Here is a 26249-nt window from a genome sequence, read left to right as displayed (position 1 = left end):
CAGTTAGTGCTGCGGATTTGAGGTCCCTAGCGGAGCTGGGCTCGCGGCTCTCGGCCCAGAGTGACTATGAACTGCTGAAATGACCCGACCCACGCCGGCAGATGCAACGGGAACAATCATCGCGACGCAATGGTTTGTGGAGACAAAACGACGCATTGTGGCCGACTAAGCCATAGCGATAGTGATGTTTCGCTACTATGTCGACACCGAGTGTCAGGGTTCAGGGAGGTCATACGCGTGGTCGAGCCCGACCCCGGCGACGACCCCGGCATGGTGCGCGCCGGCTCCGCGGCGGCCGCCCGACGCCGCGAACTCAACGTCAGCCAGCGCAGTCTCGCCGCCGACGGCGTCATCAACGCAGGCGCCCTGATCGCGTTCGAGAAGGGCCGCAGCTGGCCCAGGGCCGGCACCCGGGCGAAGCTGGAGGCGGTGCTGCAATGGCCACCCGGCACCATCGAGCGGTTGCGCCGGGGCGAAGCGATCGGCCCCGAGCGCCGAACCACAGCCGGAGCCGATGAGATTCCGCTGATCGCCCAGGCGGTCGTGGCAGCGGCCAACACCTTCGGTTCGACCATCGACGCCCTACCGGAGACCGGACACCCGGACTTCATCCCCCGCGCGACCGGCATCCTCTCCGATCTGCGCCAGCTCGAAGCGGTCGCCGCCAGGGCCGCCCGAATCCAGGTGACCCCGGCGCTGATCCGGGCGCTCGGCACGGTCCGCAATCTGGTGGACGAGCTCACCCTGCGCGCCGCGACCGCACCGGGCGCGACGCTGGGGCAGCGGCTCTACGCGACGCGTCGGCGGGCGAACCTGACCATCGCCGAGACCGCCCAAGCCGCCGGCGTGCCCGAGGACGTCGTCACCCGCGTCGAAGCCGAGGAACCGGTTGCGGCCGATGCGGTGGCCGCCGTGGACGAACTGATCGCTGCGATCGACTGGCGCTAGCGTTCCCGGTTCCGGTCGTCGGTGCGGGGGAAGTGCGCGGCCAGCGCGGCGGCGATCTCGATGAACTTGCGCCGGGTCTGCGGTGACATCTCCCTGGTGCCGGGGATCACCCCGCCCGGGCGGATCCGGCCGTCGAACGGCACCTCGACCACGGCTTGGCCCTGGCCGGAGAACTGCTGCGTCAGGATCGAGCGGGTGCGTTTGTCGGAGTGCCCGTCGGAGTCGTTGAGCACCACGACCGTGCGCTGCAGCAGACCGGTCAGCCCGCGGCTGGCGAGCCAGTCCATCGTCTGCCCCGCCGCGGCGGCGCCGTCCACCCACGGCGAGGAGACCACGATCAAGGCGTCGAGATCGCGCAGCACCTCCTGGGTCACCGGAGTGTCCATGGTCGAACTGCAGTCGACGATCGAGATGGAGAAGTACCGGTCCAGCCGCGAGGTGGCCTCCCGGTAGATCGCCGGGTCCAGGATGCGCCGCCGCGCCGGGCTGGCCTCGCCCGCCAGGACGAACAACCCGGCGGCGTTGTTGCCGACCCGGCTGCGGATATCGGCGAAGGTGTCGAGGTGCTGATCGGCGGCCAGCTCCCAGTACGAGCCGACGGCACGGGGATCGACACGCGCGCCCAGCTTGCCGAAGGCGGTGTCCGCGTCGATGGCGACCACGCGATCATCGGGTCTCAATTCGGCGAAAACCGAACCGACACTTGCAGATACGGTCGTCTTGCCGACGCCGCCCTTGCCCATGACGCCGATCTTGTAGTGGCCGCGCAACACGCCCCGGATGCCGGCTTCGAGCTCGGCTTCCCGGATCTCGTCGGGGGAGGGTCCCAGATTCACCAGTCCGAACGTGAGCGTGTGCAGCGCGCGGCGCCAGCCGCGGGTCGGCGGGGCGGGCCGCGGCGGTACCAGATCGCGCACCGGGATCCGATCTGCGTAGGACTGCGGGCCCGGGGGCACCTGCGCTGCCGGGGGCGGCCACGGATGGCCGGGCTGCGGGTATCCGGGAGCCGGCGGTGCCGGGCGCGGTGGCGGTGGCGGTGGCGGAGGAGCCGGCTGAAGCGGCCACTCGGGGCGCTGCGCGGTGATCGGACCGGTGTCGCCCTGCACATCGGCCCGATGGTGCGGCGTGGGCGGCCGGGGTGGGGCCACGAAATCAACCGGCGGCCGCGGCGGTACCGGTGCGGGCGGCGTCGGCGGGGGAACCGCCTTCGCCGGTGGTTCGTAGTCGGATTCTTCCGGCCCGGTCCAGCCGAGCTCGTGACGCAGCGCGTCATCGCGGTCGCTCACCGCGGTCCTCCTCCTGAGCTGTCCCCGACACGACCGTCAGGTCCCACCAGTATCAACCACCACCCCGGGCGGCGAGATGCGGTCGCCGCGCGCAGCAAAGGCGACGATCGCGCGAGAGTCGGCCGAATATGGCTCGCTTCCTGCGGAAATGCAGCACGCTGCCGCCGCGAAATTGGTGCATCCGGGGGTCCGGAGCCGCTGTTAGGGTCGATTCCGGCGGCAGATCGAGCTGCCGATCCACGAGGGCCGGAATGGGGTTGGCAAAGTGAGATTCGGGCGCGCCGGACACCTGGCGGAGGCACGGTGAGCACGCGACCCCAGCCCCCCAGCCCGCCGAAGAAGAACTCCTCGCCGGTCGTCGACGCCGCGGTGGAAGCCGTCGGTTCGCAGATTCTCACGGTGGGACAGGCCCTGCTCACCCAGATGAAGGAGACCCTGGGCGAGGGTGACCCTGAGGACGGCCAGGCGTTCGGCGCGGCGGCCGACCGCCTGCGCAGCGCGGACGCCGGACTCGGCGCGGCAGCGCCCGCCGAGCGGTGGACGGGTGCGGGCTTCGATGCCTACGCGGACCAGAACTCCCGTCAGCGGCTCCGGGCGGAATCGGTCGCCGACACCGACCACGAGGTGCACCGGGTATTGGCCGGCGAGGCCTTCCAGGTGGGGTATCACCGCAGGCAGATCGATGAGCTCTACAACTGGCTCGGCGAGTTGTCGGAGTACACCCAGTGGCTCGATCTGGTGCCGCGGTACGGCGACGCGGCGAAACTCGTAGTCGAGACCGCGGCGGTGAACACGGCGGTGACGTCGGCCGGATTCGAGCTGGCCAACATGCATCACGAAGCGTCGGAGAACGCAGGCAGGCTGAAGGATCTCGTCGGCCGCTATCAGGCGATCGCCGCCACGGCGGAGCTGTCCGACACCGGATTCGGGGGACCGGCTCCGGGCGGTGCGGTAGCCGATCCCGGGCATCTCCCGGCGCCGCCCGACGAACCAGGTGCTCCCACCCGCGGCGGATCAGCGGCTCCGGACCCGGATTTCGGGCCGATGGGTGGGGCGATCGGGGTGCCTGAGGACTCGGCCCCCGGCGATGCCGGGCAGCAGGGTTCGCCGGCCGCTCTGGCCGGTCTGGTCGGGATCGCGGGGATGGTGCCCGCGCTGGCGGCGGCACTCACCACACCCCTGGGTGCCGTGCTGGCGCCGGCCGGCGGGCTCGTCGCCGCCGCGGTCCAGGCTGCCGTGCAAGCCGCCCGCGAGCAACAACGGGACACCGAAGCCGACGGCGGCGCGGCGCCGGGCGACGGCCACGACGCCGCGGTGCCGGACGGGTTGATCCAGACGAGCGCGCAGGACAGTGGAACCGACGGCTCCGGCACCGCTACGGTGAGCAGTACAGGCGTATCGGAAGCTGCCACGCAACCATCGGGGAGGTAGGGCGACGTGTCCGACGATCTGCGCGTCACCACCGCGTGTCTACGCGAGTTGGCCGCCGTCCAGGAGCGCACCGCGGGGGAACTCGCCGCCGCGACCGCGTTGACGGCCGCGACCCCACCCGCCGTGCACGCCACCCACGGAGTCGTCGCCTCGGCGACCTCGGCCGCCCTTGCTCAGGTGCAGGCCGCCCGTTCCGACGCCGGCACCCGGATGGCGGCGGTGTCCCAGGGGCTCGGCGTGCGGCTCACCGATTCGGCCGGCCGGTATGACCGCACGGATGAGGCGCAGCGGTCGGTTCTGGACCGGCAGATCGCCGGAGGCCGGTGATGACCAGTTCCTATCCCACGCACGGCGAACCCACGCACTATGACGACGTGGTCGCGGTCGAGGTCACCATCGACGGCATGCTGGTGATCGCCGACCGGCTCAATCTGATGGAGTTCCCGACCTCGCTGGGCATCCGGCCGAACATCCCCCAGCCCGACCTCCGGGATCTGGTGTGGGAGCAGGTCGCCCGTGATCTCACGGCGCAGGGTGTGCTCGATGTCTTCGGGGCGCCGCACCCGGAGGTGGCCGCGATGACCGACACCCTGGCCCGGCCCGATCGCACGTTGGAGGGCCGATGGTGGCGCCGCGACGTCGGTGGGAAAATGGTGCGATTCGTGGTGTGTCGCAAGGGGGAGCGTCATGTCGTTGCCGCCAGGGACGGGGAGATGCTGGTCCTGCAGCGGGTGGCGCCGCAGGTCGGGCTGGCGGGAATGGTGACGGCGGTGCTCGGCACCGCCGAGCCGGCCGACGTGGAACCGATGACCGCCGTCTCGGCGCAGCTCGCCGATGCACGGTCGCCGAATCAGCTGGCCCAGTTCGGCATCTCGGCGGCATCCGCGCGGGTATACGCCCAGGCGACCGGGGAACCGGACAGCTGGGTCGAGATCACGGCGAACGAGCGGCACTCCGGTGGCACCTACACCCAGGCCGCCGTCGCCGCGGGCGTGCTGGATTCCAAGGCCGGCCGCATCGTCTCGATTCCGCGCCGGGTGAACGGTGAGCTGTTCGGCAGTTTCCTGCCCGGCACCCAGGAGAACCTGCAACGCGCGCTGGACGGCCTGGTCGAATTCCTGCCGTCGGGCCGCTGGTTCGAGCCCAAAGTGGACATCGATTATTTCGACGGGGACTGAAGAGGCATTCGATGGTGGGGACTCCGTCGTTCGACGACGATGACTATCCGCATCCCGGGGGGACCGAGGATGATTTCGCCGAAGACTCTGTCTTCGACGCCTTCGATGCGTTTCTGGTCGCGCCCGCCGTCGCCGGCTCGGACGCCGCCGGTTCGAAAGACATTGAGGGCGAGCTGTTCTCGGTGACCAATCCGCCCGGCACGGTGACGGTGACGGCGCTGCTGGACGGCCGCGTGCACCGGATCGAGCTGGCCCCGACTGCCGCCTCGTCGACCGAGGAGCAGCTCGCCGACGAGATCGTGGTGATCGCCGGACTGGCCACCGCGCAGGCCCGCTCGGCACAGTTCACCTCCATGCTGGAGGGGATGCGTCGCGAGGGGCAGGACGACGTGGTCACCCGGGATTTCCTCAAGCGTGACCTGGACCTGCCGTCGCCCGAGGAGGCCGATGCCGCGCAGGCTCGTGTCTTCGCGACCAGGTATGCAGGTGAGCATGACTGAACATCTGGCGAGTCTGTTCGGCACCGCGGTCGGCATGCTTCCCAGCGCACCCGCCCGGTCCCTGGAGCTGTTCACCGAGATCACCGCGGTCGACGAGACCGCATGTGATGCCTGGGTCGGCCGGATCCGGTGCGGGGACCCCGACCGCGCCACCCTGTTCCGCGCCTGGTTCTCCCGCGGCAACTTCGGTCAGCTCGCGGGCCGGGCCGAAGTCTCGATGAACAGTGTCGGCGCCCGCATCCCCATCGGCGGGCTCTACGGCGACATCACCTATCCGGTGAACTCGCCGCTGGCCATCACGATGGCCTTCGCGGTGCGCGAAGCCGCCGAGGGCAACTTCGCGGATGCGATAGAGGCACTCGACGACGCCCACGCCGCCGGGGCCGAGTACCTGGTGTCCTGGATCAAGGCCGTCATCTACGGCGCCGCCGAACGCTGGACCGACGTCATCGATCAGGTCCGTGCGGCGGCCAACTGGCCGGACAAGTTCCTCGGGGCGGCGGCGAGCGTGGCACACGGTGTCGCGGTGGCCAACCTGGGTTTGTTCAACGAGGCCGAACGCCGACTGACGGAGGCCAATTCGGCGCCGGCAGGTGAGGCGTGCGCACCGGCGATCGCGTGGTTCCTGGCGATGACCCGGCGCAGCCAGGGCAACGAGGATGCGGCCATCGCGCTGCTGGAATGGTTGCAGGCCACCCACCCGTCCCCCAGAGTGACAGCGGCACTGCGTGATCCGTCGTACCGGATGGAAACCACCACGGCGGAGAAGATCGCCACCCGTAAGGACCCGTGGGATCCGGCCAGCGTCAACACCGACAACTCGGGCCGCGAACTGCTGCTCGCCGAGGCGCAGGCCGAACTGGATCGCCAGATCGGGTTGAGCCGCGTCAAGGAGCAGATCGAGAAGTACCGGGCCGCAACGCAGATGGCCAGGGTCCGGGCGGCGCGCGGCATGAAGGTGGCGCAGCAGTCCAAGCACATGATCTTCACCGGGCCGCCCGGCACGGGCAAGACGACCATCGCACGCGTGGTGGCCAACATCCTGGCCGGTCTCGGCGTCATCACCGAACCCAAGCTGGTGGAGACCTCCCGCAAGGATTTCGTCGCGGAGTACGAAGGCCAGTCGGCGGTCAAGACGTCGCGGACCATCGACCGCGCCGTCGGCGGCGTCCTGTTCATCGACGAGGCGTACACGCTGGTGCAGGAGCGCGACGGCCGGGCCGACCCGTTCGGCACCGAGGCGCTGGATACGCTGCTGGCCCGGATGGAGAACGACCGCGACCGGCTGGTGGTCATCATCGCCGGGTACAGCGCCGACATCGATCGTCTGCTGGAGACCAACGACGGCCTGCGGTCCCGGTTCTCCACGCGCGTCGAGTTCGACTCCTATGCATCCGAGGAGATCGTCGAGATCGCCAAGGTGATTGCGGTGGCCAATGATTCACGCCTGTCCGATGAGGCCGCCAAGCGGGTGCTGGAAGCCGCGACACTGCTGGGCCAGCGGAATCTGAACGGTAAGCCGGCGCTCGACATCGCGGGCAACGGCCGGTACGCCCGCCAGCTCGTCGAGGCCGGCGAGCAGAGCCGGGACATGCGCTTGGCCCGGTCCCTGGACTTCGAGAACCTCGACGTCGACGCGCTCAGTGAGATCACGGCAGACGACATGGCCACCGCGATCGACGCCGTCCACGCCCGACTGAACATCGGCGAGTAACCCATGGCAGGTTTCAGGCTCACCACCAAGGTTCAGGTCAGCGGATGGCGATTCCTGCTGCGCCGCGTCGAGCATGCGATCGTGCGCCGGGACACCCGGATGTACGACGATCCTCTCCAGTTCTACAGCCGTGCGGTCAGCGCGGGCATCCTCATCGCGGTGCTCGTCTGCCTCGGCGCCGCACTGCTGGCGTACTTCAAACCGCTCGGGAAGCGGGGCGACGACTCACTTCTCGTCGACCGGACCACCAACCAGCTCTACGTCGTGCTCCCGGGCACCGGCGAGCTGCGCCCGGTCTACAACCTGACGTCGGCGCGCCTGGTACTGGGCAACTCGAACAACCCGTCGGCGGTGAAATCCGATGAGCTGAACCGGATGTCGAAGGGCCAGCCGATAGGCATCCCCGGCGCGCCGTATGCGACGCCGCTGGGCGCCCCGGCGTCGACGTGGACGCTGTGTGACACGGTGACCAAACCCGACAGCATCGCGCCGTCGGTGGACACCTCGGTGATCATCATGCCGCCGGCGGTCGACTCCTCCGTCGGACCCATCCGGCCCAGCCAGGGCGTGCTGGTGTCCTACCAGGACCGCAACTGGCTGGTGACCGAGGACGGCCGGCATGCCATCGACCTGGCCAACCGGGCCGTCACCAGTGCGGTGGGCATCCCGGTCACCGCGCGGCCGACGCCGATCTCGGAGGGTCTGTTCAACGCGCTGCCCAATGCCGGACCCTGGGATCTGCCCGAGATCGCCGGCGCCGGAGCCCCCAATACCGTTGGCCTGCCGCCGAATCTGGTGATCGGGTCGGTTTTCAAGACCATCACCGATTCCACCGAACAGCAGTACGTCGTGCTGCCCGACGGTGTGGCAAAGGTCAACGGCACCACGGCCGCCGCCCTGCGGGCGCTGAACTCGTTCGGGTTGATCTCGCCGCCGTCGGTGGAGGCCAGCGATGTCGCCAAGATCGCCGAACAGGTCTTCGTGTCTCCGCTGCCGGACCAGCCGATGGACATCCGATTGCGCCACGACGCCCCGACGTTGTGTTGGTCTTGGCAGCGCGAGCCCGGCGACCAGTCGCCGCGCCAGACCGTGTTCAGCGGGCGCCACCTGCCGATCCCGGCGACCAGGATGAACGCGGGCATCCGCCAGATCGCCGGTGCCGCAACGGTGTACATCGAGGGCGGCCAGTTCGTCCGGTTGCAGTCCCCGGACCCGCGCTACGGCGAGGCGCTCTATTACATCGACCCGCAGGGCATCCGGTACGGCCTGCCGAATCAGGACACCGCAACGGTGCTCGGGCTGGCCTCACCGCAGACCGCGCCGTGGCAGGTGGTCGGCCTGCTCGTCGACGGCCCGGTGCTGTCCAAGGAAGCGGCGCTGCTCGAGCACGACACGCTGCCGGCCGACCCGGACCCGCGCAAGATCGCCCAGGGCACGGCGGCCGGCCAGCAAGCGCCCGGCCAGGGTGCCCCCGCACCGCCGGGTGGCGCCGCACCACTGCCGATGCCCGCGCCGGGCGCGCCGATACGTTAGGGAGGAGCGGACGATGACCACCAAGAAGTTCACTCCGACCATCCGGCGGGGACCGCGGCTGACACCCGGCGAGATCAACGTCACCCCACCCGATGACCTGGGTATCGAGATTCCGCCGTCGGGCCTGCAGAAGGCGCTCCCGTACGTGATGGGCGGCGGGATGCTCGGGATGCTGGCGATCATGATCTTCACCGGCATCCGGCAGCTCTCGCCGTACATGCTGATGATGCCGCTGATGATGGTCATGGGCACCGTCGGTTTCATGGCGGGTGGCGGTCCGGGTGGCAAGAAGGTCCCCGAGATCAACGCCGACCGCAAGGAATATCTGCGGTATCTGGCCGGCCTGCGGTCCCGCGTCACCACCTCGGCCACCGCCCAGGTGGCGTTCTTCGGTTACCACGCACCGCATCCCGGCGATCTGCTCTCACTGGTGGGCACCAACCGGCAGTGGTCACGGCCCGCCAACGGCGACTTCTTCGCCGCCACCCGGATCGGCATCGGCGCGGAGCCGGCCGTCGACCGGCTGCTCAAACCCGCGGTCGGTGGTGAGCTCGCCGGGCCGCAGGGTGCGCCGCAGGCGCATCTGGAGCCCGTCAGCCACATGTGGCTTATAAAGTTCCTGCGCACGCACGGCCTGATCCATGACTGCCCGAAACTGGTTCAGCTGCGCACCTTTTCGACCATCGCCGTCGGTGGTGACGCCGAACGCGCGGCGGGCCTGCTGACGGCGATGCTGTGCCATCTGGCCGTCCTGCACCCGCCGGACCTGCTGCAGATCCGGGTGCTCACCGACACTCCGGAAGATCCGACCTGGGCCTGGCTGAAATGGCTGCCGCACGCGCAGCACCAGACCGACACCGACGTCGCGGGCCCCACCCGGCTGGTGTTCACCCGCCCGGACGGCCTGTCCGATCTGACGGCGCGCGGCCCGCACACCGCCGATGCCGCACCGGCCGGGGCCTACGTCGTGGTCGTGGACCTCACCGGGGGGCGCGCCGGATTCCCGGTCGACGGCCGGGCCGGAGTCACCGTCATCACGCTGGGCAACCATCGCGGGTCGGCGTACAAGATCAAGGTCGACGCCGACGGTTCAGCGGAAGACAAGCTGGCCCAACAGGGTTGGCGCCAGGTGGTCAGGATGGCGGATTCGATGACGCCGGCCCAGGCCAACCGCATCGCCAGGAAGCTGGCCGGCTGGTCGATCACGGGAACGATCATCGACAAGACCACCCGGGTGCAGAAGAAGGTCGCCACCGAGTGGCACCAACTGGTGGGTGCGCAGACGGTGGAAGAAGTCACCCCAGCCCGCTGGCGGATGTTCACCGACCTGGACCGTGACCGGCTGCGGATCCCGTTCGGGCATGAACTCAAGACCGGCGACATCATGCACCTGGACATCAAGGAGGGCGCCGAGTTCGGCGCGGGACCGCACGGAATGCTCATCGGGACAACGGGTTCCGGTAAGTCGGAGTTCCTGCGCACCTTGATCCTGTCACTGGCGGCCACCCACCACCCGGATCAGGTGAACCTGCTGCTCACCGACTTCAAGGGCGGTTCGACGTTCCTGGGCACGGAGAAGCTGCCACACACCGCCGCGGTGGTGACCAACATGGAGGAAGAGGCCGAGTTGGTCAGCCGGATGGGGGAGGTGCTCACCGGCGAGCTGGACCGCAGGCAGTCCATCCTGCGCCAGGCCGGCATCCAGGTCGGCGCCGCCGGTGCGCTGTCCGGTGTCGCGGAGTACGAGAAGCACCGCGAACGCGGCGCCGATCTCGCGCCGCTGCCCACACTTTTCGTAGTGGTCGACGAGTTCGCCGAACTCTTGCAGAACCACCCGGACTTCATCCAGTTGTTCGACCGGATCTGTCGCGTCGGCCGGTCGCTGCGGGTGCACCTGCTGCTGGCCACCCAATCCCTGAACACCGGCGGAGTCCGGATCGACAAGCTCGAACCCAACCTCACCTACCGGATCGCGTTGCGTACCACCAGTTCTGCCGAGTCCAAGGCGGTGATCGGCACGCCGGAGGCGCAGTACATCACCAACAAGGAGAGCGGTGTCGGATTCCTGCGGGTCGGGATGGAGGACCCGGTGAAATTCCACAGCGTCTACACCGGCACCAACTACGTGCCCACCGTGCTCGAGGGAGTGGACGACTCGGCGCCGCGGGTGCAGCCGAAACGTCAGGTGGTGCGCATCCAGCCGTTCACGGCGGCACCGCTTCTCGACGCGGGGGCGTCGTCATGACCAACGGGATGACCGATCTCGGCGACCCGCGTGTGCTGCGCGAGGTGGTCCTCGAACAGCTGACCACCGGTGAGGTCCGGGCTTACAAGATGTGGCTGCCGCCGCTCGCCGATCCCACCCCGGTGAACGAACTCGTCGAGCGGGATCACGGGCAGCCGTTGCGTTTCGGCCTGGGCATCATGGATGAGCCGCGGCGCCACCGGCAAGAGGTCTGGGGCATCGACGTCTCCGGAGCCGGCGGCAACATCGCCATCGGCGGGGCACCGCAGACGGGCAAGTCCACCTTCCTGCAGACCTTGGTGCTGTCCGCCGCGGCCACCCATACCCCGCGGCAGGTGCAGTTCTACTGCGTCGACATGGGTGGTGGCGGCCTGATGTACCTGGAGGGCCTGCCGCACGTCGGCGGCGTCGCCACCCGCGCCGAGCCCGACCGGGTCAACCGGGCCGTCGCGGAGATCAAGGCCGTGCTGCGGCAGCGCGAAGCGACCTTCAAGCAGTACCGCGTCGGGTCGATCGCGGCATACCGCCAGATGCGTGATGACCCGACCCATCCCGCATCGCAGGACCCGTTCGGCGACGTCTTCCTCGTCATCGACGGCTGGCCGGCGTTCGTCGGCGAATTCCCCGAGCTAGAGCCGGTGGTCCAGGACCTGGCGGCCCAGGGGCTGGCCTTCGGGGTGCACACCGTGATCGCCACACCCCGCTGGACGGAGTTGCGGTCCCGGGTGCGGGACTACCTCGGCACCAAGGTGGAGTTCCGCCTCGGCGACGTCAACGAGACGCAGATCGACCGGATGACCCGCGACATCCCCGCCAACCGGCCCGGCCGGGCCATCACGATGGAGAAACACCACCTGATGATCGGGGTGCCCCGTCTGGACGGGGTACACAGCGGCGCGGACCTGGTGCCGGCCATCACCGCGGCCGTGGACCACATCGCTTCCCTGCACACCGACGAAGCGCCGCAGGTCAGGGTGCTGCCCAGCCGGGTCTACCTGAAACAGCTGGACCCGAATCCGCCCGGGCCCGACGCCGACTACCGCACCCGCTGGATGATCCCGCTGGGTGTGCGGGAGTCCGACCTCTCGGTGTCCTACACCGACATGCAGCGCACACCGCACGTGCTGATCTTCGGTGCGCCCAAGTCCGGGAAGACCCGGATCGCCCACGCGATCACCCAAGCTATTTGCTTGCGCAATAATCGAGATCAGGTGCGGTTCATGGTCGGTGACTTCCGATCAGGTTTGCTGGATGCGATTCCGGAGAGTCATCTGCTCGCGGCGGGAGCAATCAACCGCAACGCAGCCGCACTGGACGAATCGGTCAAGGCGCTGGCCGTCCTGCTCCAGCAGCGGCTCCCGCCCGCCGACCTGACGACCACCCAGCTGCGCGCCCGGTCCTGGTGGTCGGGGCCCGACATCGTGCTGCTCGTGGACGACTGGCACATGGTGGTGGCCGCGGCCGGTGGACTGCCCCCGATGGCGCCGCTGTGGCCGCTGCTGCCCGCTGCCGCGGACATCGGTCTGCACCTCGTGGTGACGTGTCAGATGAGCCAGGCGCAGCGGGCCACCATGGACCGCTTTGTCGGCGCCGCGTACGGCGCAGGGACCCCGACCTTGTTCCTCTCCGGCGACAAGACCGAGTTCCCGTCGAGTGCGTTCAAACTCAAGCGCCGACCGCCTGGCCAGGCACTTCTCGTCTCACCGGACGCCAAAGAAGTCATTCAGGCGGCCTACGTCGATCCACCGGAAGAAGAAGTGTCGGCAGCACCCCAAGACCACGGTTAGTATGGATTTCGGGTCGCCTGGCAAAATTGACGGCGACGAGGTAGCAAACGGATCGGGGGGTCCATTCTTGAAGCGACACTGCAGTGACTGCGGTCCCCATCCCGAAGATGTCATCCAGTTCGTTTGGAACCGTTGAGGAGGAACTGCTCATGCAACCGATGGAACATTCGCCCGCAGTGTTGGGTATCGGCGGCGAGGTTGTCGCCAATGGTGGACGTGGTCTGGCCACGGGAACCACCGCGACCGCCGAGGCCATGGCCCTCGTGCCTGCAGGAGCCGAGGAAGTATCAGTCCAGGCGGCCCTCGCATTTGCCAGCGAGGCCGCTCAGGTCGCCGCGCTGAACGCGTTCGCTCAGCAGGAGTTGGCGCGTGCCGGTGCGGCCTATCTGGAGTCGTCGGGCATCTACACCACGGTGGACGCCGAGGGCGCCGCCACACTCATGTGATTCATCCATCGTTCACGCGCAATTGACGAGAGCGAAGCTGGCAAACAATGTCTGCAGTCCCCGCAATGTTGGCGATGTTCTACGAAGCGTTGCCACCAGAGATCAACACCGGCCGATTGATGCTTGGAGCCGGCCCGACGCCGATGTTCCAGGCGGCTGCGGCATGGGAGACCCTGGCGATCTCGTTGGAGACTCAGGCCGAGGAGCTGGCCGCCAGCCTCGCCTCGCTGACGGGTTCGTGGCAGGGCCAGGCGAGTGAACAGGCGGTTACCGCCACCACTCCGATGGTCGTGTGGCTGCGCACCGCCGCCCTGCAGTCGCAGAAACGCGCGATGCAGGCCATCGCACAAGCGAACTCGTACATGCTGGCCATGGCGGTCACCCCGCCGCTGCCCGAGATCGCGATGAATCATGTGACGAACGCGACGCTCAACGCCACCAACTTCCTCGGCGTGAACGCGGTGCCGATCGGTATCAACGAAGCCGATTACGTCCGGATGTGGGAGCAGGCGGCGGCGGTGATGTTCGGCTATCAGGCCGAGACCACCGCGAACACCATCTTCGAACCCATCCTGCCCGCGCAGCCGATCGTCATGCCGGGTATCGGGGAGATGGCGCTGAGCATGGCGTCCGGTCAACTCGCCGCGACGCTTCCCGGCTCGGCCATGCGGGAGGCGGCGTTCGCACACACGACCATGCAGGCCACCCTCGAGTCGGCCGGTTTGACGGTGGGTCGCGGGGCGGCGTTCGCCAACCACGGTGAGCAGCGGGCGCAAGGGGCGGCGCAGAAGGCGGACAAGCAACAAGGGCAGATGACCGAGCAGCTCCTCCAGCAGGGGGCGCAGCAGGGCATGCAGATCGCCTCGCAGCTGGGGCAGACCTTGATGCAGGCGCCGCAACAGATGACGCAGGGCGTCACGCAGACTGCTCAAACGCTGACTTCGCCACTGCAACAAGTGAGTTCGATCTTCGGGCAGATGGGCGGCAGTGGCGGTCGGCAGTTCGGCCTGATCGGCGCCAGCCCGTTCTCCGAACACCCGTTGCTCGGCGGCTCGGGCGCGACCTCGGGAGCTGGGCTGGTGCGCGCCGCGTCGCTGCCGGGTGCGGGCGGCACGTTGGCGCGGACGCCGCTGATGTCGAGTCTCGTCGGCTCGCCGACGCAGTCGACTCCGGTACCCACCGGTGCGGCCGCCGCGGGATCCGGCACCGGTTTGGCGCCGGTCGGCTCCGGCGCGGGCGGCGGCAACGGCAGTCCGATGCACGGTGCGCACCAGCGGGAAAAGGACGGTGGCAAGCGGGAGGCGCTGGCCACCCCGTCACCGCTGGCGCACGGTCTCGATGAAGACGATGACGACTGGTAGGCGGCCGATGGCCGTCTCCGACAACACAAGAACTTCCCGGCCGAGGGGGCTGGAAGACTCGCCAGCACGTGGTGAGGACACAGGAAAAGGAAAGGTAGCTTCACCATGACTTCAGGACAGGGGATGGAAGCAGATCTCTCCGTCATCGCGGGCGAGTCGGCCAACTTCCAGCGGATCGCGGACGAACTCCGGACCGTGATGGCTCACGTCGAGGCCACCGCCTCCGGCCTGCAGCCGGCGTGGGTCGGCGCGTCGGCGACCGCAGCGCAGGCCGCGCTGCTGCGCTTCCACGAGGCCGCCATCCAGCAGAACCGGGAGCTCGACGACATCTCCCAGAACCTGGGAATCGGTGGCACGCAGTACGGCAGCACCGATGACGACCAGGCCAGCGCCCTCGCCAGCCGGATGCTCTAGCACCCAAGCCACCGAAAGAAACGGAGAAAACACATCATGAGCCAGCAGACATGGAACTTCGCCGCCATCATGGCCGGCGCCGCCGACATCCACGGTTCCGTGGGTACCACCCAGAGCCTGCTCGAAGAGGGTGAGGCCTCGCTGGGCCGGCTCGCTTCGACCTGGACGGGTGCCGCGCAGGAGTCCTACCAGGCCCTGCAGGTGCGCTGGAACAGCACCGCCGCCGAGCTGAACTCTGCGCTGCAGAACCTTGCGCAGACCGTCGATGAAGCCGCGCAGACCATGGCGCAGACCGAAACCGGCGTCGCCGGGATGTTCGCCGGTTAGAACCACCGTGCAAGAGAGGTGGGCGGACTAGCCTGAGGCCTGTCCGCCCACCTCGTGCGTGCACAATCGCGTATCACCTATGAGAGGTAATCATGTCGGCCGACTATGACCGGCTCTTCCACTCCGCCGGCCCAGCCGAGGGAGAGGCCAGCAGCGAAAACGACGGTGCGGCACCGGCGCTCACGCCGCCTCCGATGCCGATCCACGCATCGGCACCGCGCACGAACGAGCTCACCCCGCCGTCGATGCCGATCGCTCCCACGCAGAGCCAGGCGTCGGGTGTACCCGCCCCACGCGAGGCGGAGATCACCCAGCAGATCCGTCCGGCCCAGCACACCGGCCCGCAGCGCGCGCAGAGCGGCATGCTGCGCACCCCTGCGCCCGCCCAGACGTCGGGTGCCCGCCACGAGCAACAGCGCCCCGCGCCGGCCCCGCAGGCCCGGCCGGCCCCTGCTCCGGCGCCCAGCCATGTCTTCGCCGAGGCTCATGAACAGCCGGTGTGGTCACAGAGCCAGCCGATCCCGGCCCAGCCGGCGCCGACCTCGGCCGCCAGCATGGGCAATCACCGTGCCATCGACGCACTTTCGCATGTCGGGGTGCGCAGTGCGGTCAAGATGCCGTCCCAGCGCGGCTGGCGGCACTGGCTGTACATGTTCTCCCGGATCAACCTCGGGCTCTCGCCCGACGAGGTCTACGAGATGGACCTGCATGCGCGAATCCGCCGGAACGCCAGGGACTCCTACCAGATCGGTGTCTTCGGGCTCAAGGGCGGCGTCGGCAAGACCGCCGTCACCGTGGCGCTCGGCTCGGCGCTGAGCCGGGTGCGTGGCGACCGCATCCTCGCGATCGACGCCGATCCCGACGGCGGAAATCTCGCCGATCGGGCCGGCCGGCAGTCCGCCGCGACGGTCTCAGATCTGTTGTCGGATCAGGAATTGTCCCGGTACAACGACATTCGTGCCTACACGAGCATGAACGGCGCCAACCTCGAGGTGCTCTCCTCGGAGGAATACAGCGCGGCTCGCCGGGAATTCAACGACGACGACTGGAAGGGCGCGGTCGGCATCGTCTCGCGCTACTACAATCTGGTGCTGGCCGACTGTGGCGCCGGGTTGTTCCAGCCGGCCTCGCGCGGCGTGCTGTCTACCGTGTCGGGTCTGGTGATCGTCGCGAGCGCCTCCATCGACGGGGCCCGCCAGGCCGCGGTCACCATGGACTGGTTGCGGCAGAACGGATATCAGGATCTGCTGGGCCGGTCGTGCGTCGTCATCAACCACGTCACGCCGGGTAAGACCAACATCGACGTGGAAGACCTGGTGCAGCAGTTCGAGCGGCACGTGGCACCCGGCCGGGTCATCGTCCTGCCCTGGGACAAGCACATCGCCGCGGGCACCGAGATTCAGTTGGAGTTGCTCGGCAGCACCTTCCAGCGCCGGATCGTCGAACTCGCCGCGGCGCTGTCCGACGACTTCGACCGCCTCGAACGTCGTTGACCGCCACCTCGGCAGGACACGCCGCGCCCGCGTCCGCGAGCGTGACGCCCGGGCGGCCGTCGACGACCAGGGTGACCATCCTGACCGGCCGGCGCCTGACGGATCTGGTGTTGCCGTCGGCCGCCTCGATCGAGACGTACATCGACGAGACGGTGGCCGTTCTGTCCGACCTGCTCGATGACACCCCGGCCGAAGTGCTCGCCGGGTTCGACTTCAAAGCGCAGGGCGAGTGGGCCTTTGCGCGGCCGGGCGCCCCGCCGCTGAAGGCCACCGAGTCGCTCGACGATGCCGGTGTCGTGGACGGGTCACTGCTGACGCTGGTGTCGGTCAGCCGCACCGAACGGTACCGGCCGCTCGTCGAGGATGTCATCGACGCGATCGCCGTGCTCGACGAGTCGCCGGTTTTCGACCGCACCGCACTGAACCGCTTTGTCGGGCTGGCACTTCCGGTGGTCTCCACCGTCGTCGTCATCACGGCGCTGCTGGCATGGTCTCAGGCCGGGCACGCCTGGTGGTGGGCTGTGGTGCTGGGCGTCCTCGGGTTGGGTCTGCTCGGCGGCGCCCTGCTGTCGAAGAATCGTTTCGGAAATCTCGACATGGCCGAAAGCCTGTTGGTGGCCGCACTTCCCGCGTTGGCCGGAGCCGTCGCGCTGGCGGTGCCCCTGCCCAGGGATGCCGACGGACTCGGCGCACCCCAGATCGCCGGCGCGGCCGGTGTCGTGCTGCTCTACGCGCTGGCCACCCGGGGCGGACCACGCAAACGTGCGGATCTGTCGTCCTTCCTCGCGGTCGGTGCCACCGCCCTCACCGCGGCGGCCGTCGCCTACGGGTACGGCGCCCAGGAGTGGGTACCCGCCGGTGCCATCGCGTTCGGCCTGATCGTGGTGACGAATGCGGCCAAGTTGACCGTCGCCGTCGCACGTATCGCTCTGCCACCCATCCCCGCACCGGGTGAGACGGTGGCCAATGACGAACTGCTGGACCCGGTTTCGCACCCCGACGGCGCCGATGAGGAAAGCCCGACGTGGCAGGCGATCATCGCGTCGGTCCCCGAGTCGGCGGCCCGGCTCAGCGAGCGCAGCCAGCTCTCCAAGCAACTGCTGAACGGTTTCCTCACCGCGGGTGCGGTGGTCCTGGCGGCCGGCGCGATCGCGGTGGTGCAGCAGGGACACTTCTTCATCCACAGCTTGATCGTGGCGGGGCTGGTGGCGGCGGTCAGCGGCTTCCGGTCCCGGCTGTACGCCGAACGGTGGTGCGCCTGGGCACTTTTGGCCGTCGCCGTGGTGGTGCCGACCGGCGTCATGATCCGGCTGTGCCAGTGGTATCCGCACTCGGCGTGGCTGGTGCTGGCCATCTACGCGGCGGTGGCGGGGATCGCCCTGATTCTCGTGGGCGCCACCGACGACGTGCAGCGGGTCTCGCCCGTCACCAAACGCATCCTGGAACTGCTGGACGGCGCGGCCATCGCCGCGGTGATCCCCCTGTTGCTGTGGATCGCGGGCGTGTACGACCTGCTGCGCAACCTGCGCTTCTAGACCGCTTTCACCGGATCGATGCCCAGATCCTTATAGGTGACCAGCGCGACGAACGGGATACCTTTACCACCGAACAGTTCGGCCGCCACGTCGCCGCGGTCCACCATCGGGATCACGCCCGTCACCACGGCGCCGACCTGCAGAACCCGCTCGTAGGCCTTCTCCGTCGACCCACCGGTGCTGATCACGTCGTCGACCAGGAGCACCCGGTCACCCTCCTGCAGCCGGGTGCCCTCGATCCACTGCTCACGCCCGCGCTGCTTCTGCTCCTTGCGCACCGAGAACCAGGCCTTGCCCGTCACCATCGCGATGCCGTGCGCCAGCGGGTCCGCACCCATGGTGAGCCCACCGACGGCGTCGAACTCGATACCGTGCTGCACGGCCAGGTCGGCCACCGCGCGGCTGACGGTGGTGAGCCGCTCACCGTTGTCGATGGCGTACTTGCCGTCGATGTAGTCGTGGCTGAGCTGCCCGCTGACCAACCGGAACGGCTCCTCACGCCGTTCGTGGGCGCGGGTGCGGATCAGATCGAAGGCCGCCTGCCAGGTGTCCGGACGCTGCATACCCGGAATCGTATTGCACCCGATGGCGGCCGCTCAGCCCTGCCGGGCCCGCCGGGTGAGTTCGACCGAAGCCGCCCGCAGGTCACCGATCGCGTTGATCGGCTCGGCGTAGCCGGCCCGGGTGTAGGCCATGCCGCGGGGCGTGACGACCCGCAGATCCAGGCCGTACCGATCGGCCGCCGTGCAGGTGACGGCGGTGGCATCGGGATACCCGCCGAGGGCCTGGGCGATGGCCGTCAGCGCGTCGGCATGGTCGGCGTTGAGATGCGCGATGGCCCCGGCCGCATGGCGGGCCACCGGGTCCGGTTCGGCGGCGGCATATTCGGCACCGCTGGTGGAATCCATCCGGCCGTAACCGCCGACCCAGCGCACCCGCTGCACCTGCAGCACCCACAAGGTGAAATCGCTGTAGTCGATGTAGTACTTGGCGGCGGGCACCGCGTCCAGGTGCGCCTGCCGCGCGGCGTCGAGGGCGGCGCCCTCGGGCCGGGTGGCGACACCGGCCAGCGTGACGCGGCCCGACGCCAGCGGATCCTCCGGAGCATCCGGCGCCACGATCGCGATGCTGGCCCGCTGATCGCCGAACAAGTTGCGGCCATGCTCGGCCATGTTGGACACGCACAGCACCGGCGCGCCGCCGACCAGACCGTAGGTGACGAACGACGCCCACGGGTCGCCGTCGGCGGTCAGCGTCGCCAGGGTGCCGGCGTTGGTGGACGCGGCGATGGTGCGCGCCTCCTCGGCCGCCGACGGCCTGGTCGCATTGACGACGGGCGAAAGGGCCGGCGGGATGGACGGGGCATCGCCCGGATCGCCGTGATCACGCAGGGTAGAGCCGGAATCAGCCACGTCGGCACCATACCCGGGTGTACGAACAAGAGCAGTCGGGTACGAACGAAGCGTGAATCTTCCGTTCGATACCTGGCTGCCCGCGCAACGGTGGTATTCGGGACGTGGCAGGCAACTTTCCGCGGTGCAGCCGCTCCAGACGGTGCCCTTGGCGCCCGACCTGGAGTTGGCCCTGCTCGACGTCCGCTTCACCGACGGGCCGTCCGAGCAGTACCAGGTGCTGGTGCGGTGGGACGTCGGTTCCGAGGACGCCAGGATCGGCTCCGACGGCGACCGCGACGGCTACGACGCCATGGCCGATCCCGCGGCCGCGGGCATCCTGCTGAACCTGCTGGAGGCCGGGGACGACGTCGGGCGGGTGTCCTTCCTGCGCGAACCGGGTGCGCCGCTGCCACAGGACCGGGCAGGCCGTCGGCTGGGCGCCGAGCAGTCCAACACCAGCGTGGTGTTCGGCAACGAGGCGATTCTCAAGGTGTTCCGGCGCGTCATCCCCGGCGTCAACCCCGATATCGAACTGACCCGCGCACTCACCGGCAATCCGTATGTGACCCCACTGCTGGGCTCTTACGAGTTGGGCGACTATGCGCTGGGCATGCTCACCACCTTCGCCGCTGGCTCGACCGACGGCTGGGATCTGGCGCTGGCCGCCGCGGGCGACGACACCGTGGACTTCACCGCCGACTCGTACCGACTCGGCGAAGCGGTCGGTTCGGTGCACTCCGCCCTGGCGAAGGCGCTCGGCACATCCACCACGAACTTCCCCGTCGACACCTGGATTCAGCGGCTGCACGGGGTCGCCGCCGCGGTGCCGCAACTGCACGACCTCGTGCCGCAGATCGAGACGCGCTACCGCGAACTGACCGACGCGTCCAGCACCGTGCAGCGGATCCACGGCGACCTGCACCTCGGCCAGGTGCTGCGCACCCCGACCACCTGGCTGATCATCGACTTCGAGGGCGAGCCCGGCCAGCCACTGGCCGAACGCCGCCGCCCCGACTCGGCACTGCGCGACATCGCCGGGATGCTGCGCTCCTACGACTACGCGGCCCACGGCGCGCGGGACTGGGTGGCCCGCCAGAGCACGGCGTTCTGCGACGGCTACGCGGCGGTCAGCGGCACCGACCCACGCGCAGAAGCCGCGGTGCTCGCCGCCTACGAACTGGACAAGGCGGTCTATGAGGTCGGCTACGAGGCCCGCTACCGACCGGACTGGCTGCCGATCCCGCTCGGCGCCGTCACGAGGGTGCTCGCCGGATAGCCAGCGTCCTCACGGCCCGCTCACAGGTTCGTTCACGGTCGCGATGGCTGACTGTCAGATGTGACCTACCTCCGGGGCAGGGCCGTCCCGGCCGTGTTGCTGCTCGCCACCGCGGCGCTCTACCTGTGGAACATCACCGTCAACGGGATGGGTAACCCGTTCTACGCCGCGGCCGCGCAAGCCGGTTCGGTGAACTGGGAGGCGCTGCTGTTCGGGTCGCTGGACTCGCACAACTTCATCACCGTGGACAAGCCGCCGGTGTCGCAGTGGGTGATGGGCCTGTCAGGTCAGCTGTTCGGGTTCAGCAGCGCCAGCATGCTGGTGCCCGAGGCGCTGATGGCGGTGTTGTCGGTGGCGTTGGTGTACGGCGCGGTCCGCCGGATCAGCGGTCCATGGGCCGGGGTGCTGGCCGGTGCCGCGTTGGCGTTGACGCCCGTGGCGGCGTTGATGTTCCGGTTCAACAACCCCGACGCGGTGATGGTGCTGCTGATGACCATCGCGGCGTACTGCACGGTGCGAGCCTGGCAACGCCCCGATGCCCGCTGGCTGGTACTGGCCGCAGTGGCACTGGGTTTCGCGTTCCTGGCCAAAATGCTGGAGGGGCTGCTGGTGCTGCCGGCCATCGGCGCGGCCTACTGGCTGGCCGCCCCGGTGTCGTGGCGGGCCCGGGCCGCGCACACGGCGGCCGCCTTGGCGGCGTTCGTGGTGTCGGCGGGCTGGTTCGTGGTGCTCACGTTGATCTGGCCGGCCTCGCAGCGGCCGTACCTGGCCGGCTCCTCGGACAACAACTTCATGAATCTGGTATTGGGCTACAACGGTTTTGCGCGTGTGCTGGGCCGGCGTGATACCTCAAGCTTCGCGTCGATCGGCGTCGGGAGCTGGGGCGGCACGTCGCATGGTGTGACACGGTTGTTCACCGGCGAGTACGGCTTCGAGATCGGGTGGCTGCTGCCCGGGGCGCTGCTGGCCGCCGTGCTGGTGCTGGTGGAACGTGGGCGGGCGCCGCGCACCGACCCGGTCCGGGCGGGCGCGGTGCTGTTCGGTGGCTGGATTCTGGTGGACGGGTTGGTGCTCAGCCTGATGCACGGCACCGTGCATGCCTACTACTGCCTGTCTTTGGCGCCCGCGGTGGCCGCGATGTTCGCCATCGGGGTGCACCAGATGTGGGTGCGTCGCGACAGCGTGTTCGGCCGGGTGGGCTTGACCGTACTGTTGGCCGGCACCGCGGGGTGGGGCTGGGGGCTGCTGCACCGAAACCCGCACTGGTTGCCGGTGATCCGGTGGGCCATCGTGGTGCTGGCCGTCGCCGGGTTGGTGGTGTGGATCCGTAGCCCGGTGGTGGCGCTGATGCTCGGCGTGGCTGCCGCCCTGCTCGGGCCGGCAGCCTACGCGGTGGCCACCGTCGCCAACGCGCATCAGGGCAGCGGCCCGACGGTCGGCCCGCACCGCACCGGGAAGGACATCGGCATGTGGGGTCGTGACGTGGACACCCCGGCGCTGCAGCAGTTGTTGACGGCGAGCACCGCGCCGTGGTCGGCGGCGGTCGAACGATCCAACAGTGCTGCGGCCCTGGAACTTTCGACGCACACCGCCGTTATGGCCATCGGTGGTTTCTCGGGCACCGACCCGGCACCGACGCTGGCGCAGTTCGAAGACGACGTGGCGCGCCGTCAGGTCGCCTACTACCTGGTGGAGAAGGCGTCCGGGCACGGTCCGTCGTTGACCACCCGCAATCACGGCGACATCACGCAGTGGGTGGCCGCGCATTTCCCGGCCACGGTCATCGGGTCGACGACGGTGTATGACCTCACGGCGCCGTCACGCTGAGAGCGGCAGGGGATACTGCGTCGGCCGGATGACGGCATCGACCCGGCCGAATCGTGTTCTCGCCCTGGCCAGTACCTGGCCGAATTGGTCGGGGCCTGCCGCCAGGAGCAGCAGGTTGTCCGCCCGCTGGCCGTAGATGATCCGGACCAGGTCGGCGGCGTGCCTGTCGGTGGCCACCACCTTGCAGCCGTCGGCCAGCAAGGCCTGGGCCGCATGGCATCCCCCGATGCTTCCCGCGTCCAGTACGACGACGACTCGTGCAGCGTCTGCGTTCATGGCTCAACTCAACGCCACGAAACTGGGTTTCCGATATGTGGTGGGTGTGTCTCAGCGGACAAGCCGGCGCAGCAGCGCCGAGGCGGTCGCAATGCCGAGCACCGCCGCGACCACCAGCACGGTGATGTCGAGCCAGGCGTTGGTGGGCGTGCCGATCAGCAAGCCGCGCAACGCATTCACCTCGTAGCTCAGCGGATTGACCGCCGAGAGCCAACGCAGCCACTGCGGCATGACGTCCACCGGATACAGCGCATTGGAGGCGAAGAACAGCGGCATGGTGATGGCCTGACCGATGCCCATCAACCGGTCCCGATTGCGGACCAGTCCGGCCAGCGACATGGACAGGCAGGCGAAGAACGCCGACCCCAGCACCACCACCGCCATCGCACCCAGAATGCGCAGCGGATTGACGGTCATGTGCACGCCCAGCAGATAGGCCAGGGCCACCACACCGATGACCTGCACCACCGACCGCACGCCCGCGGCGAAGGCCTTCCCGGTGACCAACGCCGACGGCGGTGCCGGGGTCACCATCAGCTTGGCGAGGATGCCGGCGTCGCGGTCCCAGATGATCTGGATGCCGTAAAAGATGGAGATGAACAGGGCGGACTGGGCGATGATGCCGGGGGCCAGGAACGCCAGATAGTCGACGTGGCCGGTGTCGATGACCCGCAGCTGGCTGAACGTCTGGCCGAAGATGAGAAGCCACAGCGCCGGCTGCACCATCCGGGTGAACAGTTCGGTGCGGTCATGCCGCAGTTTCTGCAGTTCGACCAGCGCGAAGGCGCCGATCCGCTGGATCAGGCCGTGCGCCCGGCGCCAGCCGTGCGGTGCCCGGACCAGGGTGAAGGTTTCAGCTGACACGACGCGCCGTTCTGCGAGCCGCCTGCACCTCACGCAGTCCCGCCTGCGTGGGTTCGTCGAGATCGGAGCCCGCGTAGTGCCGGAAGACGTCTTCCAACGTGGCGGTGTCGCTGACCGTGGCCTTCAGTTCGGCTGGGGTGCCGACGGTTTGGAGGCGGCCGTGGTGCATCAGCGCCACCCGGTCGCACAGCGCGTCGGCTTCGCCCATGTAGTGCGTCGTCAACAGCACGGTCATCCCGAATTCCGCTTTCATCCGGCCGACCTGCTCCCACACGCTGTCACGGGCGATCGGATCCAGGCCCACCGTCGGTTCGTCGAGCAGCAGCAGCGACGGGCGGTTCACCAGCGCCTGGGCCAGTTCAAGGCGGCGCACCATGCCGCCCGAGTAGGTGCCCGCCACGTTGTCGGCGACGTCGGAGAGTTGCATGGCGGCCAGCGCGTCGGCGACGCGGGCGGGACGTTCCCGGCGCGGTACGTCATACAAGCGGGCGAACAGCTCGACGTTCTGCCGGCCGGTCAGCGCCGCCTCGATCGAAAGTTGTTGGGGGACATAGCCAATGTTGAACCGGATATCCATGGTGTCGCGCCGGGAGTCCAGCCCGAAGATCCGGACGTCGCCGTACTGGACCGGCGTCAGCGTGGTGAGCACGCGGATGACGGTGGTCTTGCCCGCGCCGTTGGGGCCGAGCAGTCCCATGGTCTCGCCGCTGCGCACGTCGAGGTCGAGTTCGTGCACGGCGGTGAATTGGCCGTAGCGGTGGGTGAGCCGTCGGCATTCGATGGCGGGTGTCATGGCTGCCTCTCCTGGAGTATCCGGGTCAGTTCGGCGAGGACGTGGAGGCCCCGTGTCAGCTCGTCGAGTTGGGCGGGGTCGAGCTCTTCGAGGGCGTCGGCCAGGGCGGCGCGGCGGGCATGGCGCGAGTCGTCGGCGATGCGCTGCGCCGGCGCCGCCAGATGGAGCCGTCCGACCCTGCGGTCGACGTCGTCGACGGTCCGGATGAGCAGTCCGTCGGCGGTGAGTTTGGAGACCAGAGTGGAGGCCGTGTTGGCCGCCAGGCTGAGCTCGGTGGCGGCCTCGCGTACGGAGATGCCGGGATTGCGCCCGACCAGACGGAGCAGCTCCACCTGGGACTGCGTCAGGCCGGAACGGTCGAAACCGCCGCCACCGGTGGATCGGCGCAGCTGCCTCCGGAAGCGACCGACCACGCTGAACAGTTCGGTGCTGAGGTCGGCGGAGGTGTCCACCTGCGCCATATTACCTCTGTTACAGAGTTAATTGCAGCCGACGCGAACGTGCTTGCGGTACAGGGGAGTTCAGCGGTGCCGGTCGCGGCTCTGGCTGACCATCGCGGCAAGCCGGCGTAACGGCTGATTGGAGCTGTTCCAATGGGTACGCACGCACGCGCCCATGCAGACACCGGCGAACACCATGGCGAGCCCGGCAACGGGTGGCCATGATGATGTGGTGGATGAGTATCGGACCGTGCGTCTGGACATGGCCGGCGGCGTCGCGGTCATCACGTTGAACCGCCCGCACCGGCGCAATGCCGTCGGTGACGGGATGCGTGACGAACTTGCCGACGCCTACCGCCGCTGCGACGCCGACGATACGGTCCGTGCCGTGGTGCTCACCGGCGCGCCGCCCGCGKTCTGTGCGGGCGCCGACCTGGGTGAAGGCGACCGGACCTTCGCCGAACCGGCCGAGGGCTTCAGTGCCGCCGGCATCGACGTGCCGGCCTGGAGCCTGGACAAGCCGGTGATCGCGGCGGTCAACGGGCACGCCATCGGTCTCGGTCTGACGCTGGCCCTGCAATGCGACATCCGGATCTTCGCGGCCGATGCCCGCTACGGCGTGGTGCAGGTGCGCCGCGGGGTGGTGGGCGACGCCTACTCCCACTGGGTGTTGCCCCGACTGGTGGGTATCTCGGCTGCCGCGGAAATCCTTTTCACGGGAGTAACTTTCGACGGGCGGCGCGCGGTCGAGCTCGGGCTCGGCAGCCGGGCGCTCGATGCCGCCGAGGTACTGCCCGCCGCACTGGAGGTCGCCCGTGACATCGCCGAGAACACCGCGCCGATGTCGGTGGCCGCGAGCAAGCGACTGCTGTGGGATTCGTTCGGGCTGACCCGGGACCAGGTGGGCGCCAGGGAGACCGATATCCACCTCGAGGTGATGGCCCACGACGATGCCCGCGAGGGGGTGCGGGCCCACCTGGAGAACCGGGCACCGCGGTGGACCGGCCGCCCGGTCGATCCGACGGCTACGCAGCGTCGAAGGTGATGAGGTCGACGCTGAGTCGTCCTTCGGCGATGCTGAGCCGTCTTCGGGTGGGCGGCCCGGGTAGGGGTGGGGCAGTCGATCGGTAGGTGGCCCCGGTGGGGGTGGTGAAGTCGGCGGTGTGGCGGCCGTGTCGTTC

Annotated in this window: 25 protein-coding genes and 1 pseudogene; 18 read left to right on the top strand and 8 right to left on the bottom strand. The window is 68.9% G+C overall.

Annotated elements, in window-relative coordinates; all coding sequences use genetic code 11:
• The first annotated feature begins 270 nt into the window (after positions 1 to 270).
• Entirely contained in the window at positions 271 to 948 is a 678-nt protein-coding gene (locus tag AC1DY7_RS03385) for a transcriptional regulator (RefSeq protein WP_477492420.1), read from the top strand.
• Here AC1DY7_RS03385 and AC1DY7_RS03380 read toward each other — a convergent pair.
• Complete coding sequence (locus tag AC1DY7_RS03380) at positions 945 to 2234, bottom strand: MinD/ParA family ATP-binding protein (protein ID WP_477492251.1); 1290 nt, start codon at positions 2232 to 2234, stop codon at positions 945 to 947. The genes AC1DY7_RS03385 and AC1DY7_RS03380 overlap by 4 nt on opposite strands.
• A 303-nt stretch (positions 2235 to 2537) precedes the next feature.
• Here AC1DY7_RS03380 and AC1DY7_RS03375 point away from each other — a divergent pair, with 303 nt between their 5' ends.
• From AC1DY7_RS03375 to eccD, 14 genes are all read left to right on the top strand, one after another.
• Positions 2538 to 3665, top strand: coding sequence for an EspA/EspE family type VII secretion system effector (locus tag AC1DY7_RS03375; RefSeq protein ID WP_477492250.1), 1128 nt, complete (start codon positions 2538 to 2540; stop codon positions 3663 to 3665).
• Between the two features lie 6 nt (positions 3666 to 3671).
• Entirely contained in the window at positions 3672 to 3992 is a 321-nt protein-coding gene (locus tag AC1DY7_RS03370; RefSeq protein WP_477492249.1) for a type VII secretion target, read from the top strand.
• Positions 3992 to 4843, top strand: a complete 852-nt coding sequence (locus tag AC1DY7_RS03365) for an ESX secretion-associated protein EspG (protein WP_477492248.1) — start codon at positions 3992 to 3994, stop codon at positions 4841 to 4843. The genes AC1DY7_RS03370 and AC1DY7_RS03365 overlap by 1 nt, the downstream gene beginning before the upstream one ends.
• 11 nt (positions 4844 to 4854) lie before the next feature.
• Entirely contained in the window at positions 4855 to 5343 is a 489-nt protein-coding gene (locus tag AC1DY7_RS03360; RefSeq protein ID WP_477492247.1) for a hypothetical protein, read from the top strand.
• Positions 5336 to 7057, top strand: a complete 1722-nt coding sequence (gene eccA, locus AC1DY7_RS03355) for a type VII secretion AAA-ATPase EccA (protein WP_477492246.1) — start codon at positions 5336 to 5338, stop codon at positions 7055 to 7057. The genes AC1DY7_RS03360 and eccA overlap by 8 nt, the downstream gene beginning before the upstream one ends.
• Positions 7058 to 7060: 3 nt before the next feature.
• Entirely contained in the window at positions 7061 to 8590 is a 1530-nt protein-coding gene (gene eccB / locus AC1DY7_RS03350; RefSeq protein ID WP_477492245.1) for a type VII secretion protein EccB, read from the top strand.
• A gap of 13 nt (positions 8591 to 8603) precedes the next feature.
• Positions 8604 to 10835, top strand: a complete 2232-nt coding sequence (gene eccCa, locus AC1DY7_RS03345) for a type VII secretion protein EccCa (RefSeq protein ID WP_477492244.1) — start codon at positions 8604 to 8606, stop codon at positions 10833 to 10835.
• Positions 10832 to 12622, top strand: coding sequence for a type VII secretion protein EccCb (gene eccCb / locus AC1DY7_RS03340; protein ID WP_477492243.1), 1791 nt, complete (start codon positions 10832 to 10834; stop codon positions 12620 to 12622). The genes eccCa and eccCb overlap by 4 nt, the downstream gene beginning before the upstream one ends.
• Positions 12623 to 12771: 149 nt before the next feature.
• Positions 12772 to 13068 (top strand): PE domain-containing protein, encoded by a 297-nt coding sequence (locus AC1DY7_RS03335; RefSeq protein WP_477492242.1) that lies wholly within the window; start codon positions 12772 to 12774, stop codon positions 13066 to 13068.
• A gap of 47 nt (positions 13069 to 13115) precedes the next feature.
• Complete coding sequence (locus AC1DY7_RS03330; RefSeq protein ID WP_477492241.1) at positions 13116 to 14429, top strand: PPE family protein; 1314 nt, start codon at positions 13116 to 13118, stop codon at positions 14427 to 14429.
• 105 nt (positions 14430 to 14534) lie between these two features.
• Complete coding sequence (locus AC1DY7_RS03325) at positions 14535 to 14843, top strand: WXG100 family type VII secretion target (protein WP_477492240.1); 309 nt, start codon at positions 14535 to 14537, stop codon at positions 14841 to 14843.
• A gap of 36 nt (positions 14844 to 14879) precedes the next feature.
• Entirely contained in the window at positions 14880 to 15170 is a 291-nt protein-coding gene (locus tag AC1DY7_RS03320; protein WP_477492239.1) for a WXG100 family type VII secretion target, read from the top strand.
• Positions 15171 to 15262: 92 nt separating this feature from the next.
• Positions 15263 to 16663, top strand: coding sequence for a MinD/ParA family ATP-binding protein (locus AC1DY7_RS03315; RefSeq protein WP_477492238.1), 1401 nt, complete (start codon positions 15263 to 15265; stop codon positions 16661 to 16663).
• Complete coding sequence (eccD, locus tag AC1DY7_RS03310; RefSeq protein ID WP_477492237.1) at positions 16660 to 18198, top strand: type VII secretion integral membrane protein EccD; 1539 nt, start codon at positions 16660 to 16662, stop codon at positions 18196 to 18198. Before AC1DY7_RS03315 ends, eccD begins: the two co-directional genes overlap by 4 nt.
• Here the strand turns inward: eccD and pyrE are convergent.
• The gene (gene pyrE / locus AC1DY7_RS03305; protein ID WP_477492236.1) at positions 18195 to 18761 is read right to left on the bottom strand and encodes an orotate phosphoribosyltransferase; all 567 of its coding nucleotides are present in this window, start codon (positions 18759 to 18761) and stop codon (positions 18195 to 18197) included. The genes eccD and pyrE overlap by 4 nt on opposite strands.
• Positions 18762 to 18794: 33 nt before the next feature.
• A complete protein-coding gene (locus AC1DY7_RS03300; protein WP_477492235.1) occupies positions 18795 to 19610 on the bottom strand; it encodes a HugZ family pyridoxamine 5'-phosphate oxidase in 816 nt (271 codons plus the stop codon).
• 52 nt (positions 19611 to 19662) lie between these two features.
• Here AC1DY7_RS03300 and AC1DY7_RS03295 point away from each other — a divergent pair, with 52 nt between their 5' ends.
• Complete coding sequence (locus tag AC1DY7_RS03295; protein WP_477492234.1) at positions 19663 to 20868, top strand: maltokinase N-terminal cap-like domain-containing protein; 1206 nt, start codon at positions 19663 to 19665, stop codon at positions 20866 to 20868.
• Between the two features lie 60 nt (positions 20869 to 20928).
• Positions 20929 to 22695: a glycosyltransferase family 39 protein gene (locus AC1DY7_RS03290; protein WP_477492233.1), complete on the top strand. Its 1767-nt coding sequence runs from the start codon at positions 20929 to 20931 to the stop codon at positions 22693 to 22695.
• On the opposite strand, the gene AC1DY7_RS03285 is transcribed toward AC1DY7_RS03290, so the two are convergent.
• From AC1DY7_RS03285 to AC1DY7_RS03270, 4 genes are read right to left on the bottom strand one after another with little or no spacing between them, the layout of a single operon-like run.
• Complete coding sequence (locus AC1DY7_RS03285) at positions 22687 to 22971, bottom strand: Rossmann-fold NAD(P)-binding domain-containing protein (protein ID WP_477492232.1); 285 nt, start codon at positions 22969 to 22971, stop codon at positions 22687 to 22689. The two genes, AC1DY7_RS03290 and AC1DY7_RS03285, sit on opposite strands and share 9 nt — an antisense overlap.
• A gap of 51 nt (positions 22972 to 23022) precedes the next feature.
• The gene (locus AC1DY7_RS03280) at positions 23023 to 23835 is read right to left on the bottom strand and encodes an ABC transporter permease (protein ID WP_477492231.1); all 813 of its coding nucleotides are present in this window, start codon (positions 23833 to 23835) and stop codon (positions 23023 to 23025) included.
• Positions 23825 to 24628 (bottom strand): ATP-binding cassette domain-containing protein, encoded by an 804-nt coding sequence (locus tag AC1DY7_RS03275; protein ID WP_477492230.1) that lies wholly within the window; start codon positions 24626 to 24628, stop codon positions 23825 to 23827. The genes AC1DY7_RS03280 and AC1DY7_RS03275 overlap by 11 nt, the downstream gene beginning before the upstream one ends.
• Entirely contained in the window at positions 24625 to 25089 is a 465-nt protein-coding gene (locus AC1DY7_RS03270) for a MarR family winged helix-turn-helix transcriptional regulator (protein ID WP_477492229.1), read from the bottom strand. The genes AC1DY7_RS03275 and AC1DY7_RS03270 overlap by 4 nt, the downstream gene beginning before the upstream one ends.
• 175 nt (positions 25090 to 25264) lie before the next feature.
• Here AC1DY7_RS03270 and AC1DY7_RS03265 point away from each other — a divergent pair, with 175 nt between their 5' ends.
• The gene (locus AC1DY7_RS03265) at positions 25265 to 26113 is read left to right on the top strand and encodes an enoyl-CoA hydratase/isomerase family protein (RefSeq protein WP_477492419.1); all 849 of its coding nucleotides are present in this window, start codon (positions 25265 to 25267) and stop codon (positions 26111 to 26113) included.
• Here the strand turns inward: AC1DY7_RS03265 and AC1DY7_RS03260 are convergent.
• Positions 26094 to 26249, bottom strand: a pseudogene (locus AC1DY7_RS03260) (HNH endonuclease); the annotation flags it as partial. The gene AC1DY7_RS03265 and the pseudogene AC1DY7_RS03260 overlap by 20 nt on opposite strands.

Source organism: Mycobacterium sp. P2_H7, from assembly GCF_056403275.1.
This window is presented reverse-complemented; position numbering and strand designations above follow the sequence as displayed.

Excerpts from the sequence above, each read along its gene's own strand:
- AC1DY7_RS03275 (WP_477492230.1), bottom strand. The coding sequence starts at position 24,628 with ATGACACCCGCCATCGAATGCCGACGGCTCACCCACCGCTACGGCCAA.
- AC1DY7_RS03315 (WP_477492238.1), top strand. The coding sequence starts at position 15,263 with ATGTCGGCCGACTATGACCGGCTCTTCCACTCCGCCGGCCCAGCCGAG.
- eccCb (WP_477492243.1), top strand. The coding sequence starts at position 10,832 with ATGACCAACGGGATGACCGATCTCGGCGACCCGCGTGTGCTGCGCGAG.
- AC1DY7_RS03270 (WP_477492229.1), bottom strand. The coding sequence starts at position 25,089 with ATGGCGCAGGTGGACACCTCCGCCGACCTCAGCACCGAACTGTTCAGC.
- eccB (WP_477492245.1), top strand. The coding sequence starts at position 7,061 with ATGGCAGGTTTCAGGCTCACCACCAAGGTTCAGGTCAGCGGATGGCGA.
- AC1DY7_RS03385 (WP_477492420.1), top strand. The coding sequence starts at position 271 with ATGGTGCGCGCCGGCTCCGCGGCGGCCGCCCGACGCCGCGAACTCAAC.
- AC1DY7_RS03365 (WP_477492248.1), top strand. The coding sequence starts at position 3,992 with ATGACCAGTTCCTATCCCACGCACGGCGAACCCACGCACTATGACGAC.
- AC1DY7_RS03335 (WP_477492242.1), top strand. The coding sequence starts at position 12,772 with ATGCAACCGATGGAACATTCGCCCGCAGTGTTGGGTATCGGCGGCGAG.
- AC1DY7_RS03320 (WP_477492239.1), top strand. The coding sequence starts at position 14,880 with ATGAGCCAGCAGACATGGAACTTCGCCGCCATCATGGCCGGCGCCGCC.
- AC1DY7_RS03330 (WP_477492241.1), top strand. The coding sequence starts at position 13,116 with ATGTCTGCAGTCCCCGCAATGTTGGCGATGTTCTACGAAGCGTTGCCA.
- AC1DY7_RS03285 (WP_477492232.1), bottom strand. The coding sequence starts at position 22,971 with ATGAACGCAGACGCTGCACGAGTCGTCGTCGTACTGGACGCGGGAAGC.
- eccCa (WP_477492244.1), top strand. The coding sequence starts at position 8,604 with ATGACCACCAAGAAGTTCACTCCGACCATCCGGCGGGGACCGCGGCTG.
- AC1DY7_RS03360 (WP_477492247.1), top strand. The coding sequence starts at position 4,855 with ATGGTGGGGACTCCGTCGTTCGACGACGATGACTATCCGCATCCCGGG.
- AC1DY7_RS03325 (WP_477492240.1), top strand. The coding sequence starts at position 14,535 with ATGACTTCAGGACAGGGGATGGAAGCAGATCTCTCCGTCATCGCGGGC.
- pyrE (WP_477492236.1), bottom strand. The coding sequence starts at position 18,761 with ATGCAGCGTCCGGACACCTGGCAGGCGGCCTTCGATCTGATCCGCACC.
- eccA (WP_477492246.1), top strand. The coding sequence starts at position 5,336 with ATGACTGAACATCTGGCGAGTCTGTTCGGCACCGCGGTCGGCATGCTT.